At 67.4% G+C, this 13,068-nt stretch carries 13 protein-coding genes; 6 read left to right on the top strand and 7 right to left on the bottom strand.

The genetic code is table 11. The annotated features are described in order from the left end of the window. Nucleotides 1-114: 114 nt before the first annotated feature. The 5 genes from hisB (at nucleotide 115) to hisD (ending at nucleotide 5,040) form a co-directional block, all read left to right on the top strand. Nucleotides 115-687, top strand: a complete 573-nt coding sequence (hisB, locus tag BSZ36_RS04565; protein WP_094546448.1) for an imidazoleglycerol-phosphate dehydratase HisB — start codon at nucleotides 115-117, stop codon at nucleotides 685-687. Further along, the gene (gene hisH, locus BSZ36_RS04560; protein WP_094546446.1) at nucleotides 684-1,268 is read left to right on the top strand and encodes an imidazole glycerol phosphate synthase subunit HisH; all 585 of its coding nucleotides are present in this window, start codon (nucleotides 684-686) and stop codon (nucleotides 1,266-1,268) included. The genes hisB and hisH overlap by 4 nt, the downstream gene beginning before the upstream one ends. Nucleotides 1,269-1,404: 136 nt before the next feature. Next, entirely contained in the window at nucleotides 1,405-2,271 is an 867-nt protein-coding gene (hisF, locus tag BSZ36_RS04555) for an imidazole glycerol phosphate synthase subunit HisF (protein WP_094546444.1), read from the top strand. A gap of 148 nt (nucleotides 2,272-2,419) precedes the next feature. Next, nucleotides 2,420-3,658 carry a bifunctional phosphoribosyl-AMP cyclohydrolase/phosphoribosyl-ATP diphosphatase HisIE gene (hisIE, locus tag BSZ36_RS04550; RefSeq protein WP_094546442.1) on the top strand — a complete coding sequence of 413 codons (1,239 nt, stop codon included), beginning with the start codon at nucleotides 2,420-2,422 and terminating at the stop codon, nucleotides 3,656-3,658. Nucleotides 3,659-3,681: 23 nt separating this feature from the next. After that, on the top strand, nucleotides 3,682-5,040 hold the full coding sequence (hisD, locus tag BSZ36_RS04545) for a histidinol dehydrogenase (RefSeq protein ID WP_143536751.1): 1,359 nt from the start codon (nucleotides 3,682-3,684) through the stop codon (nucleotides 5,038-5,040). 11 nt (nucleotides 5,041-5,051) lie between these two features. Here hisD and BSZ36_RS04540 read toward each other — a convergent pair whose 3' ends face one another. The 3 genes from BSZ36_RS04540 to glmS form a co-directional block, all read right to left on the bottom strand. Beyond that, nucleotides 5,052-5,435 carry a nuclear transport factor 2 family protein gene (locus BSZ36_RS04540; RefSeq protein ID WP_143536750.1) on the bottom strand — a complete coding sequence of 128 codons (384 nt, stop codon included), beginning with the start codon at nucleotides 5,433-5,435 and terminating at the stop codon, nucleotides 5,052-5,054. A gap of 181 nt (nucleotides 5,436-5,616) precedes the next feature. Next, nucleotides 5,617-6,045 carry a hypothetical protein gene (locus BSZ36_RS04535; protein WP_094546436.1) on the bottom strand — a complete coding sequence of 143 codons (429 nt, stop codon included), beginning with the start codon at nucleotides 6,043-6,045 and terminating at the stop codon, nucleotides 5,617-5,619. Between the two features lie 158 nt (nucleotides 6,046-6,203). Beyond that, complete coding sequence (glmS, locus tag BSZ36_RS04530; protein WP_094546434.1) at nucleotides 6,204-8,042, bottom strand: glutamine--fructose-6-phosphate transaminase (isomerizing); 1,839 nt, start codon at nucleotides 8,040-8,042, stop codon at nucleotides 6,204-6,206. Between the two features lie 184 nt (nucleotides 8,043-8,226). Here glmS and BSZ36_RS04525 point away from each other — a divergent pair, with 184 nt between their 5' ends. After that, nucleotides 8,227-9,144 carry an ADP-ribosylglycohydrolase family protein gene (locus BSZ36_RS04525; protein ID WP_094546432.1) on the top strand — a complete coding sequence of 306 codons (918 nt, stop codon included), beginning with the start codon at nucleotides 8,227-8,229 and terminating at the stop codon, nucleotides 9,142-9,144. A gap of 58 nt (nucleotides 9,145-9,202) precedes the next feature. Here BSZ36_RS04525 and aroF read toward each other — a convergent pair whose 3' ends face one another. From aroF to BSZ36_RS04505, 4 genes are all read right to left on the bottom strand, one after another. Next, on the bottom strand, nucleotides 9,203-10,240 hold the full coding sequence (gene aroF / locus BSZ36_RS04520; protein ID WP_094551163.1) for a 3-deoxy-7-phosphoheptulonate synthase: 1,038 nt from the start codon (nucleotides 10,238-10,240) through the stop codon (nucleotides 9,203-9,205). Between the two features lie 268 nt (nucleotides 10,241-10,508). Next, nucleotides 10,509-10,733, bottom strand: a complete 225-nt coding sequence (locus BSZ36_RS04515; protein WP_094546430.1) for a hypothetical protein — start codon at nucleotides 10,731-10,733, stop codon at nucleotides 10,509-10,511. Next, nucleotides 10,733-12,205 (bottom strand): sensor histidine kinase, encoded by a 1,473-nt coding sequence (locus BSZ36_RS04510; RefSeq protein WP_218827554.1) that lies wholly within the window; start codon nucleotides 12,203-12,205, stop codon nucleotides 10,733-10,735. The genes BSZ36_RS04515 and BSZ36_RS04510 overlap by 1 nt, the downstream gene beginning before the upstream one ends. Nucleotides 12,206-12,264: 59 nt before the next feature. Further along, the gene (locus BSZ36_RS04505) at nucleotides 12,265-12,972 is read right to left on the bottom strand and encodes a response regulator transcription factor (protein ID WP_094546426.1); all 708 of its coding nucleotides are present in this window, start codon (nucleotides 12,970-12,972) and stop codon (nucleotides 12,265-12,267) included. Between the last annotated feature and the right edge of the window lie 96 nt (nucleotides 12,973-13,068).

The raw sequence follows: 13,068 nt of genomic DNA, 5'->3' as shown, positions 1-13,068 counted from the left end.
CTCCCCCGCCCGCCATCACGGCGTAACTGCCCTCCGTCTGGCGTAGCCGCCGCCCCGCTCCGCCTCTGGCGCCAGAGGCACCCCCGCTGGCCACTTCCCCTCCCCACTGGCCCCATGTTCGAGACCACCCGCACGACCAAGGAGACCACCGTCTCCGTCTCCCTCCGCATCGACGGCTCGCAAGAGGCCAACAACGACACGGGCCTTCCGTTTCTGGACCACATGCTGGACCAGCTCGCCTTCCACGCGGGCTGGGACCTGACGGTCAAGGCCACAGGCGACCTGCACGTGGACGAGCACCACACGGTCGAGGACGTGGCGATCACGCTGGGGGGCGTGCTGCAAGAGGCGTGGCGCGATCGGTCCGACCGGTTCGCGCGCTACGGCCAGCGGTGGCTGCCGATGGACGACGCGCTCGTGCTCGCCGCTGTCGACCTCTCGGGGCGCCCGTTCTGCGACGTGAGCCTGAAGCTCAAACGCGACGCCGTGGGAGGCATTGCGGCGGAGATGTGGGACCACTTTTTCGAGAGCCTCGCCACCTCTGGCGCGATCACGTTGCACATCAAGCGCGAGCGGGGACGCAACTCGCACCACGTTGTGGAGGCCTCGTTCAAGGCCCTCGCGCGGGCGCTCCGCGAAGCCCTCGCGATCACCGACCAGGCTACCAGCACGAAGGGCTCGCTATGATCGGCATCGTCGACACGCGCGCGGGCAACCTCACAAGCGTCCGCGCCGCGCTGAACCGCCTCGGGGTGGACCACGTGACGCTGGAGGCGCCACGTCTGGAAGGCATCCACACGCTTCTCGTGCCCGGCCAAGGCCGCTTTGCGGCGGTCATGGAGACCCTCGACGCCAGAGGATGGCGCGAGCCACTTCTCGAATGGCACGCCGAGGACCGACCGTTGCTCGGTATCTGCGTGGGCCAGCAGATCCTGTTCGAGACCTCGGACGAGGACCCCGGCGCCAGAGGCCTCGGCATTCTGCCCGGCCACGTCGAGAAGCTGGCCTTCCCCAAGTCCCCGATGGTCGGCTGGGCGCCCGTCGCGTGGACGCCAGAGGCCTCTGGCGAGCGCGACCTCGCCTCGGGCGACGCCTACTTCGTCAACTCCTACGCCGCGCGCGAGAGCGACGCCGCCATCGCGACGACGACGTACGGCGAGACGTTCGTGAGCGCGGTCCGCAAGGGCAACACGGTCGCGGTTCAGTTCCACCCTGAGAAAAGCGGCACCTGGGGACAGGCCGTGCTCGGACAGCTTCTGGCGCGATGACCGCTCCTCTCCCCCGACCGGTGTCATCGCGAGCGCAGCGCGGCGATCTGCCGGGTTTGCGCTCGGCGTCGCGAGATCGCCACGCGCCGCTCGCGATGACACCCCCTGGATTGACTCTCTTTCCCGCCAGAGGCCGATGATCGACTCCACTGATACCCTCCGCCGCCGGATCATCCCGTGCCTCGACGTCAAGGCCGGGCGCGTGGTCAAAGGCGTCAACTTTGTCGGCCTGCGCGACATGGGCGACCCGGTCGAGCTCGCCTCGCGCTACGAGGCCGAGGGCGCCGACGAGATCGTGTTCCTCGACATCGCGGCCAGCGCCGAGTACCGGCCGACCGCGCTCGACATGGTGCGCCGGACGGCCGCGGCCCTCTCCATCCCGTTCACGCTCGGCGGCGGCCTCCGCACGCTGGACGATGTCTACGCCTTTCTCGACGCGGGCGCGGACAAAATCGCGCTCAACACGCGCGCCGTGGAAGAGCCCGGCCTGGTGGACGACTGCGCCCGGCAGTTCGGCAGCCAGTGCGTCGTCGTGGCCGTCGACATCAAGCCCGATGCGCCTCTGGCGCCAGAGGTACCGGGTACGCGGTACGGGGTACAGGATTCGCCAGAGGCTTCTGACGGCTCACAGCCCCTTCGCTATGGCGTCTACACCCACGGCGGGCGCGAGAAGACCGGCAAAGAGGGGCGCGCCTGGGCGCGCGAGCTCGCCGCCAGAGGCGCGGGCGAGATCCTCCTCACGGCCATCCACCGCGACGGAACCGGCGAGGGCTTCGACACCGCCTTCACCGGCAGCCTCGCGCGCGAGCTGAGTTGCCAGGTCATCGCCTCTGGCGGGGCCTCCACGCCCCAGCACTTCCTCGACGCTTTTGAAGCCGGTGCCGACGCTGTGCTCGCGGCCACCATGTTCCACTCCGGCGAGTACCACGTCGGCGACAGCAAGCGCTGGCTCGCCGAGCGCGGCATCCCGGTAAGGCTGGGGCCAGTAGCCAGTAGCCAGTAGCCAGTAGCCAGTAGCCAGTAGCCAGTAGCCGCAATCACGTGGCCTCTGGCGCCAGAGGCAACCCTTCTTGAACTGAGTTGCTCCGCCGTTCTCCACCACCCGTCCTGTCGTTTCCCGCCACTGGCCACTCCCCACTGGCCCCCTCCTCATGATCATCCCCTCCATCGACCTCTCCGACGGCCAGGCCGTGCAGTGGCGCCAGGGGCGCGACCCGGTTCTCGCCCGTTCCGACGTGTTCGAGCTTCTGGAGCGCTTCTCGCTCTACGGCGAGGTCGCCGTGATCGACCTCGACGCGGCGACGGGCGCGGGCTCCAACGCCGACCTCATCCGCGAGCTCTTGGCGACCGGCGTGCCCATCCGCGTTGGCGGCGGGATTCGCGATCTGGTGACGGCGCGCAACTGGCTCAAAGACGGCGCCTCTCGCGTCATCCTCGGGACTGCGGCCCGCGAGGACTGGGTCACCAAGTTGCCCAAAGCCCAGGTCGTCGTCGCGCTCGACGCCAGAGGCGACGAGTGGACCACGCACGGCTGGCAGGAAGGCTCGGGGCAGCAGGTCGCGGACCTTATCGCGCCTCTGGCGGAGCGCTGCGGCGCGTTCCTGTACACGCAGGTCGAGAAGGAGGGCATGATGCAGGGCGTGGACTGGGACCGCGTCGAGGGCGTGGTCAAGGCCTCGCCGGTGCCCGTGACCGTCGCGGGCGGGATCACGACGCCAGAGGACGTCGCGCGGCTGCACCGGCTCGGCGCCGACGCGCAGATCGGCATGGCCGTCTACACCGGCGCGCTGGACTTGGACGACGCCTTCGTGGCGCAGGTCGACTTCGCCAAGGGCGACGGCCTCGTCCCGACCGTCGCACAAGACGCGGCCTCTGGCGAGGTGCTGATGGTCGCGTACTCCAACGAGCAGAGCCTGCGCGACGCGCTCGCGAACCGCGTCGGCACCTACTGGAGTCGCAGCCGCGCCGAGCTCTGGGAAAAAGGGCTGACCAGCGGCCACCGCCAGAGGCTCGTCCGCGTCGACCTCGACTGCGATGGCGACACACTGCTGTTCCAGGTGGAGCAGACCGGCCACGCCTGCCACCTGCCGCGGCGCTCCTGCTTCCCCTCGCAGACCGGCCCGTTCACGCTCGCCACGCTCGACCGCGTCCTCGCCGACCGGATGGAGAGTCCACCCGAGGGCTCATACACCGCCAAGCTGTTCGCCAGCGCCGATCTCCGCGCCGAGAAGCTCCGCGAGGAGATCGAAGAAGTGCTCACCGCGCCCGACAAGGACAACCTCCGCTGGGAGGTCGCGGACGTGATCTACCACCTCCTCACCCACGCTCGCGCTGAAGGCCTCACGCTCGCGGACATCGAATCCGAACTCGGCGCCCGACACGGCGGATGATGCGTACTGCGTAATGCGTGAGGGTGCTCTCTCGCTCCTCCGCCGCTCGCCTCTGGCCCCAGAGGCCTCCCCCTTGCCGACCGCCTCTGGCGATTGACGACCCCAACATCCCCGACACGATGAACCCGGAACCCGGAAACCGGAGCCGTCAGGCCCGCGATGCGCACCAGGAACCCCAGACCATCCCCGCCGCCGAGTGGCGGCGCCCCTCCACCGACGAGGCCTCTGGCGCGATGGACGACGCGCGCGCCATCCTCGACCGCGTGAAGGTCGAGGGGGACATTGCAATAACGGAATACAGCCAGCGGTTCGACGGCGCCGCGCCAGAGGCCATCGACCTCCAGCCGTTCGAGAGCTACGACCTCCCGCCCGAGGCCTCTGGCGCCATCCGCCTCGCGCACGACCGCATCACGCGGTTTGCGGAGATGCAGCGTGAGACCTACCAGAACCGCGAGTTCACGGACGAGACCGGGACGTACGGCCAGCGCATCCAGCCCGTCGCGAGCGTCGGCGCGTACATCCCGGGCGGGCGCCACCCGCTCGTGTCCACAGCGCTCATGACGCTCGTCCCGGCGCGCGTCGCAGGCGTCGAGACCCGCGTCGCGGTCTCCCCCAGCGACGACCCGGCAATCCTCGCCGCGTGCAGCCTGGCCGGCGCGACCCGGTTTGTCCGCATGGGCGGCGCGCAGGCCGTCGGCGCCCTCGCCTATGGCTCTGGGTGGGCGCCCAAAGTGGACATGATCGTCGGCCCTGGCAACGCCTGGGTGGCCGCCGCCAAAACGCTCGTGCAGGGTGTCGTCGGCATCGACACTGTCGCCGGCCCGAGCGAGGTCCTCGTCATCGCGGGCCCCGAGGCCGATCCGACGTGGCTCGCCTGGGATCTCATCGCCCAGGCCGAGCACGATCCTCTGGCGTTCAGCGTCCTCGTCTCGTGGAGCGAGGAGCTTCTGGACCGCGTCCGCCAGCGGCTCGCGGGTCTTCCCGAGGCCTCTGGCGCGGTCGCCAGAGGCGGCATCCAACTCGTGCTGGCCGAGGATGAAGCGGATGCCATCGCGTTCTCCGACCGGATGGGGCCCGAGCACTTGCACGTCCACAGCGACACGCTCACGCCAGAGGCGTTTACCAGCTATGGATCACTGTTCCTCGGCGCCGAGAGCGCCGTCGCGCTGGGCGACTACGTATCGGGCCCCAACCACACGCTCCCGACTGGCGGCTACGCCGCGGTCAAGGGCGGCCTCTCGGTCGGTGACTTCCTCCGCGTGCTCACGTGGCAGCGCGTGACGCCTTCCGGCCTCGGCATCATCGGCCCGGCCGCCGCCGCCCTAGCCGACGCCGAAGGACTCACGGGTCACGCCGAGAGCGTATGCCAGAGGCTGCAGTAAGCCTCTGGCGCCTAGCCTGTCGCGTTCGAGCGGTGCGAGGCGACGATGCGACAGCGGTTCCGACTCCGCACCCAGGTGTCTGTGTATCGGGAGCGTCGCTCCGGCCGCCCCTCGCCTCCGGGCACGACGTAGATCCCATGTAGGATGGCCATGCTGTCGAACATGCGGATGGACCGTTTCTGCGTGAATGGAACGGGGGTCTTCACCTCACGGAGTGGGAGGCGGTTCAGCCCCGCGATCATCCCCTCGCGCGTGAGTACAGACCCGTCCGGGAGCGTCGCCGTAAACCCATCTCCTAAGATTACGGCCATCGCCCTCCGGTCGTGACGCGCCGACGCATCCAGCCATGCCTGTTCGGCATCGCGGAGCTCGCCCAGGAGATCGTCAGGTTCCATCGGGCCTAGAGAGACGCACCCCGCAAGGCACAGGACAGAACAGATCAGGACAAACGCGCGCACAAGACGTTGGGGAAAGCACACGCTGAACCTAACGCGGCCTCCGGCGCCAGGGACCAAGAGAAAGCCTCTGGCGAGACCGATCCCGCCAGAGGCTCAACGCACGTGGAGACCTCTCGCGCTACTCGTTGGGAAGCACGCGTGAGAAGCTGCCTGAGCCGGTCAGCACAAGCGGTTCCTCATCGCCGAGGCGGCTCACGAGGTACGAATCCACGTCGCCGTCCTTCTCGATATCCAACCTGTAGCCCTCCAACCCGGAGCTGGGAAGAGGAATGATGATGGTGTACGGGCTGACCACCGCCGCGCACCGGTTATCAGCTAGCGCCGGCCCCAACACCTCGATCTGGATGGACTCCGAATCGCCATTGATGTCGACGTCCAGGCCGCAGTTCGTTCCGTACTCCTCCTCAGTCTGGAGGAGGAGGCTGTTGTAGGGAACGCCAGTCGGGTTGAGCGTGAGGGTGAGGTCCCCGATCCCGCTCTCAGGACCGGACGAGTCACAGCCGATCAGCAGGAGCGGGAGCAGAGCACAAAGGGCGAGGAAACGCATAGGAGAACAGTCGTGTGACATCCGGGGCAAAACTCGGCCGTTGCTGGCCTCTGGCGCCAGAGGTTCGCCCCCCAAGGCTCTGGCAGACCGGGCAAAACGACGGGGCCTCTGGCGGGTCGATTCGCCAGAGGCCCCGTGGCGAGGAACTGAGCGGCGGGTTACTCCACCGTCACGCTTTTCGCAAGGTTGCGGGGCATGTCTACGTCGCAGCCGCGCATGACGGCCACGTGGTAGCTCAGGAGCTGGAACGGGATCACCGTTAGCAGCGGCTCGAACGCATCGGACGTCTTCGGCACCTCGATCACGTGCTCGGCGAGGTCGTCCAAGCCACGGTTTCCCGTATCGGTGATCGCGATGACCGACCCGCCTCTGGCGACGACCTCCTCGATGTTCGACACGACCTTGTCGTAGGTCGCCTCTCGCGTGGCCACGAACAGGACCGGCATAAAGCGGTCGATCAGCGCGATGGGACCGTGCTTCATCTCCGCCGCGGGGTAGCCCTCGGCGTGGATGTAGGAGATCTCCTTGAGCTTGAGCGCGCCTTCGAGTGCGACCGGGAAGTTGACGCCGCGGCCGAGGTACAGCGCGTTCTGCGCCAGCCGCATCTCGCGCGCGATGGCCTCGATCTTCTCCGCCTGCTGCTCGAGCACCTCGCGGATCTGCGTCGGGATTTTTGCGAGTGCCTCCAGGTTTTCCTTGAGGTCGGCATCCGAGAGCACGCCGCGCGTCTTGCCGAGCAGGAGCGCGATCTGGGCGAGGACGGTCACCTGGGCGGTAAACGCCTTGGTAGAAGCCACGCCGATCTCGGGACCCGCGTGCAGGTAAACGCCCGCATCGGTCTCACGGGCAATCGTGGAACCGACGGCGTTGACCACGCCGAGAGCGAGGACGCCGGCCTCCTTGGCCTGACGAACTGCCGCGAGCGTGTCGGCAGTCTCGCCACTCTGAGAGATCACGAGCACGACGTCGTTCTCGTTCAGGATCGGGTCGCGGTAGCGGAACTCGCTCGCGTACTCCACCTCCACGGGGATGCGCGCAAAGCGCTCGATGAGGTACTCCCCCACCAAGCCCGCGTGCCACGACGTGCCGCACGCGCAGATCACGATGCGATCCGCCGCCTCCAACTGCTTCATCACGTCCTCCAGCCCGCCGAGTTTGACCGTGCCTTCGTCGGCGTGGACGCGGCCGCGCATCGCGTTGGCCAGCGCCTCGGGCTGCTCCATGATCTCCTTGTACATGAAGTGATCGTAGCCGCCCTTCTCGATCTCCTCCAGGTCCCACTCTAGCGCGTGAACCTCTTTGGCAACGGGCGCGCCGTTGATCTCGGTCACCTCGTATCCGTCCGCGCGGACGACCGCCATCTCGCCGTCGTTGAGGTACACCACATTGCGGGTGTATTCGATAAACGGGCTCGCGTCGCTGCCGATAAAGTGCTCGCCCTCGCCGACGCCGAGCAGCAGCGGGCTGCCGTTGCGCGCCACGATCAGCTCGTCGGGGTTGTCCTCCGAGAGCGCTACGATGCCGTAGGCACCCTCCACCTGCGTCAGCGCCTGTCGGATGGACTCCGCGAAGTCCAGGCCGGTCTCCTTCTGGATGTCGTCGATAAAGTGAGCGAGGACCTCCGTATCAGTCTCGCTCAAGAACGTGTACCCCTTGTCCATCAGCCGCCGCTTGATGGAGCCGTAGTTCTCGATGATGCCGTTGTGGATGATCGCAAAGCGTCCGCCGCCGGCGATGTGCGGGTGCGCGTTGACATCGGTCGGAGCGCCGTGCGTGGCCCAGCGCGTGTGCCCCATGCCGACCGTCCCGTGCACGGGGCGCGCCTTGAGCAGCGACGCGAGTTCGTCCACCTTGCCTTCCTTTTTCCTCACGTCCAGCGTCCCGTTCGCGACGGCGACGCCCGCGGAGTCGTACCCGCGGTATTCGAGCCGTTTGAGGCCAGAGACGAGAAGCTCACCCGCCTGACGCGGTCCAATGTATCCGACGATTCCGCACATAGAGTTCTGAGGTTGAGTCGCGCTAAGAAAGCTGTGGATCGGCGGCGTAGCACTCCCGCATGGAGGAATGCGCGGCGAATCCGAGAAGGCCAACCGCATATATGAACCGGATGATACCGATTCGGACGCCAGAGGCCTCTGGCGGGGCGCGAGTAGGTTCGTCCCTCTGCTCTCTCCTATCGGAATGCCCTCTCGCTCCGACCGCATCGAAGGCGCCCTGTGGGGCCTGCTCATCGGCGACGCCCTCGGCGTGCCGTACGAGTTCACGCCGCCAGAAGCCATGCCGCCTCTGGCGCAGATCGAGTTCGACCCGCCCGCCGGCTTTCCCCGCGCGCACAGAGACACGCCGCCTGGCACGTGGAGCGACGACGGCGCGCAAGCGCTCGCGCTACTGGCGTCGCTTCAGGAACGCGGTCGGCTCGACGTAGACGACCTCGGGCGGCGCTTCGTCGCGTGGCTCTCGTCCGGCTACATGGCCGTGGACGACGACGTATTCGACTGCGGCGTTCAGACCCGCGCGGCTCTGGAAAGCATCCGAAGCGGCATCCCTGCGCCAGAGGCCGGGGCATCGGGCGAGTTCGACAATGGCAACGGCTCCCTTATGCGCGTGCTGCCTCTGGCGCTGTGGCACACCGGCACGGACGCCGACTTGGTGGCGGACGCGGCGGCGCAATCGCTTCCGACGCACGGCCATCCGCGCGCGTGGGTCTGCTGCGCGCTGTACTGCCTGTGGGCGCGGCACATCCTCCGCGAAGCCCCTGGCGATGGCTGGAACGCCGCGGTCGCGTCCTTGCACGAGATCTACGCTCCGGGCTCGCCAGAGGCCCGGGAGTTGGACATCGTCCTGGCGTTCGACTCGCCCTCGGGCTCCGGCTACGTCGTGGACACCCTGCACTCGGCGCGGGCCTGCCTCGCCAGAGGTTCGTACGAGTCCGTCGTTAAGGCGGCGGTCGCGATGGGGCACGACACCGACACCACGGCGTGCGTGGCAGGCGGTCTCGCCGGGCTCCGCGACGGCGTAGACGCGATCCCGAGCCGATGGCGCCAGAGGCTGCGCGGGCAGAGCCTCGTGGAGCCCTTGCTGAGCAGGCTGCTGGCGTGACACCAACGCGCCAGAGGCCCATTGAGAGCCTCTGGCGCGGTCCAGCAGGTCAGGGTGGCTACGCCGCGACCAAATCCGCGGGCGCGATCGTCCGGTCGATGGCGAGCGCCACGCGGCGCACCTGGTCCATCAGGTCGTCGAACTGGTCGAAGTAGAGCGACTGCGGGCCGTCGGAGAGCGCCTCTGGCGGGTTCGGGTGCGTCTCGATCATCAGACCGTCGGCGCCAGCGGCCACGCTCGCACGGGCCATCGGCATCACCTTGTCGCGCAGGCCGACGCCGTGGCTCGGGTCCGCGATGATAGGCAGGTGGCTCTTCTTCTTCACGACGGGGATCGCCGAGAGATCGAGCGTGTTACGCGTCGCGGTTTCGTAGGTGCGGATGCCGCGCTCGCACAGGATCACGTTCGGGTTGTCCTCCGCGAGGATGTACTCCGCACTCTGCAACCACTCCTCGATGGTAGCGGACATGCCGCGCTTGAGCAGGACGGGCATCCCAGTCTTGCCCACCTCCTGCAGCAACGGGAAGTTTTGCATGTTGCGCGCGCCGATCTGGAAGATGTGGGCGTACTTCGCGACGGAATCGATCTGCTTCGGCCGCATCACCTCGGTTACGACCTTGAGGCCGTGACGGTCTGCCGCCTCGCGCATGATCCGAAGGCCTTCCACACCGAGGCCCTGGAACGCGTAGGGCGACGAGCGCGGCTTGTACGCGCCCCCGCGGAGGATCCTCGCACCGGCGCGCGCGACCGACGCCGCCGAGGCCTCGATCTGCTCCTCGCTCTCGACCGAGCAGGGCCCGGCCATGACGATCACCTCGTCGCCGCCCACGATGACGCCGTCCACGTCAACCGTGCTGCGCTCCGGGTGCCAGTCGCGAGAGGCCAGCTTGTACGGGCTGGAGATGCGGAACACGTCCTTGACGCCGTCCAACACCTTGATGTGGCGGACGTCGAAGTCCGGCCGGGCGCCGATGGCGCCGAGAACGGTGTGCTCCGCCCCGGTCGAGCGGTGGACGCCAAAGCCGTAGCCGTCCAGGCGCGCCACCACGGCTTCGATCTGGGCCTCTGGCGCCCCGGGGTTCATCACGACAACCATGTCCGTCACAGGAGTATTGGATTTTCAGGCAGGAGTGAAAGCTACGCGCCGCCTGGGTGGCCGTTTCGCGCTACAGAGGTTTGGCCGCGTCCTCACGCGGCCGCCGCGAAGCGTTCGAACGGAGAGCGCCCGTCGCCAGAGGCCTCTGGCGCGGCTGGGCGCATCGCGCAACGTCGCGGACTCCGCGCCTTCTCTCGCGATCCTGGCACTACGGGCGTCGCCGTTGGGCACGCCAGAGGCCCCTTGCGTTCGCGCGTACGGCTCCGGGCTACGCCAGGCGCAAGAACCGGTCGACGTGCTCTACGATCTCGGACTGCCGCTCCTCGTCGAGGTACAGCGTTTCCTCCTCGAACGCCATCGCGAAGGTCCCGCCAGAGGGCGCGATCTTCTCCAGCGTGAAGTGGTCGCCGACGAGCACGAGCGTGCCGTTGTCGTCGTGGAAAGAGCGGGTGGCGACGTAGGTCTCGCCGATCTCCATGTCGGTCAGTCTCATCAGACGCCGGCGAATTCAGCCTCAGGCACAAGCGAGTCGGCTTCGTCCGAACCCTCCAATGGCAGCTCGAACCAGAAGCGCGTGCCGCGGCCCTTTGTGCTCTCCACGTGCGGGGTCGTGCCGTGCGCTTCGAGGATCTGCTTGGTGATGGCGAGCCCCAGACCGGTGCCGCCCATTTTCCGAGAGCGGGCCGTGTCCACGCGGTAGAACCGCTCGAAAATGCGGTCGAGGTGCTCGGCGCCGATCCCGCGCCCGGTGTCTACCACTTCCACACGCGCCTGGTTGAGGTGGCGGCGCATCCGGCACCGGACGGAGCCCTCGTCCGTGTACGAGATCGCGTTGTCGATCAGGTTGGTGAGCACCTGTCGGATCCGGTTCCGGTCGGCGTAGACCATCACGGACGGGTTCTCGAAGCTGAGTTCGAGGCCCTTGTCGACCGCCTTCGGCTCCAGCATCTCGCCAATCTCCTCGATCAGTTCCTGCAGGTCGAAGGTCTCCGGGCGCACCATGTCCTCGCGGTACTCCAGTTTCGCGATCTCGATCAGGTCCGAGAACAGGTTGTTGAGCCGGTGCAGGTTCGCGAGTCCCTTTTGAGCGTACCGCTTGCGCTGCTCGGCGGGGAGCGTATCGCTGGCGAGGGCTTCGAGGTATCCGAAGACCGCGAAAATCGGGTTTTTGACCTCGTGCGAGACGTTGCCGATGAACTCGCTCTGGACGCGCTGCGCCTGCTTCAACTCCCCGATGTCCTGCCGGAACTGTGACGCCATCCGGTTCAGGCTCCGCGTGAGCGCGGTGAACTCTTTGGTCCGCGTACGGACGTGGATGGAGCGCTCCAGATCGCCCTCGGCGATGCGCTCGGCGCTGCCGGTGATCGCGCGGAGCGGCCCCACCACCTGCCGGCTCGCGATCCACGCGCCGATGAGGGCTAGCAACAGCGCCAGGGCCATCCCGATCGCGAGAACGGCCTGCACCTTCTGCACCGCTCGGTACAGCGGCGGCGCGGGCTCGCCGAGCCGGATGAGCATGCCTGTGGCCGGACGGAAGACAGCGACGAACAACTTCTCTTGTCCGTCCACGTCTCGCTCGCCGATGCCGACCTCGCCAGAAGCCAGGGCGTCCCGCACCTCCTCGCGCTCGAAAAACGCCTCTGGCGACACGGCGTCCGCGCCGAAGCTGCCGAGAAGCGCGTCGCGCGTGGCGATGTCGATGTCGAGTTCGGTGACGCCCGCGATCTGCTCACCGAGGCGGAGCATGGAGGCGCGGTCGGGTTGCGCTTCGAACTGGACCGCGAAACGCTCCGCTTGCTGGCGGAGCGTTTCCTGGGCGGCTTCGCGAATCTGGCCGCGGAGCACGAAATACGAATACAGCCCCACGCCGACGACGGCGGCGCCCACGAAGAGCCCGAACGTCAGCATCATCCACGACTGGACCGAGGCCCGCCGGGGAAAAAAGGGAATCCTGAAACGAGGCATAGGGAGCCGCGTGTCGCCAGAGGCATGAGAGGGCCTGTGGCCCCCTCACGCGCTCAGGTTCACGCTTCGTCCGATGCTTCCTCCACGAACCGGTATCCAACGCCGCGGACGGTCTGGATGTGCTTGGCGAAGTCGCCCAGCTTCTCGCGGAGGTTCTTGATGTGCGCGTCGACCGTGCGCTCGGTCACCATCATCGCGTCCTTCCAGATGGTCTCCAGAAGCTGCTGGCGCGTGAACGCCTTGCGAGGGTGACGGACGAGGTAGCGAAGAAGCTCGAACTCGGTTAGCGTGAGGCCGAGGTCGTCGCCACCGAGAGTGGCGCGGTACTCGTCTTCGTAGATCGTGAGCCCGGCAACGCTAAGCGTTTTGCTCTCCTCGGTCCCGGTCCGGCGTAGCACGGCGCGGATGTTCGCGAGGACGACCTGCGGGCTGACCGGCTTGGTCAGGTAGGTGTCGCCACCGGCGGCGAGGCCTTCGAGCATATCGCTCTCCTCGGTCTTGGCCGTCAGGAAGAGGATCGGGATGGTTTCCGTTTCTACGCGTCCGCGGACGCGCTTGGCGATCTCGAAGCCGCTCATGCCTGGGAGCATCACGTCGAGCACCATGCAGTCAACGTCGGGGCCCGCTTTTGCGAGCGCCTCGTCGGCGTCATGGGCGACGAGGACGTTGTAGCCCTCCTCGCGGAGAAAGTGGGAGATGATCTCGGCGACGTCTTCTTCGTCGTCTACGACGAGAATCGTGATCTCGGAGGGAGTGGCGGTGGCCATGCAGCGAGGGGGCTAGCGGAAAGGGTGAGTGAACCTACTACGCCAAAGGCGGTCCGCAGTTCTGCATCTTCACAAATGCTGATTTCGTCGCGATGC

The organism is Rubricoccus marinus, assembly GCF_002257665.1.
Lineage (GTDB): Bacteria > Bacteroidota > Rhodothermia > Rhodothermales > Rubricoccaceae > Rubricoccus > Rubricoccus marinus.
This window is presented reverse-complemented; position numbering and strand designations above follow the sequence as displayed.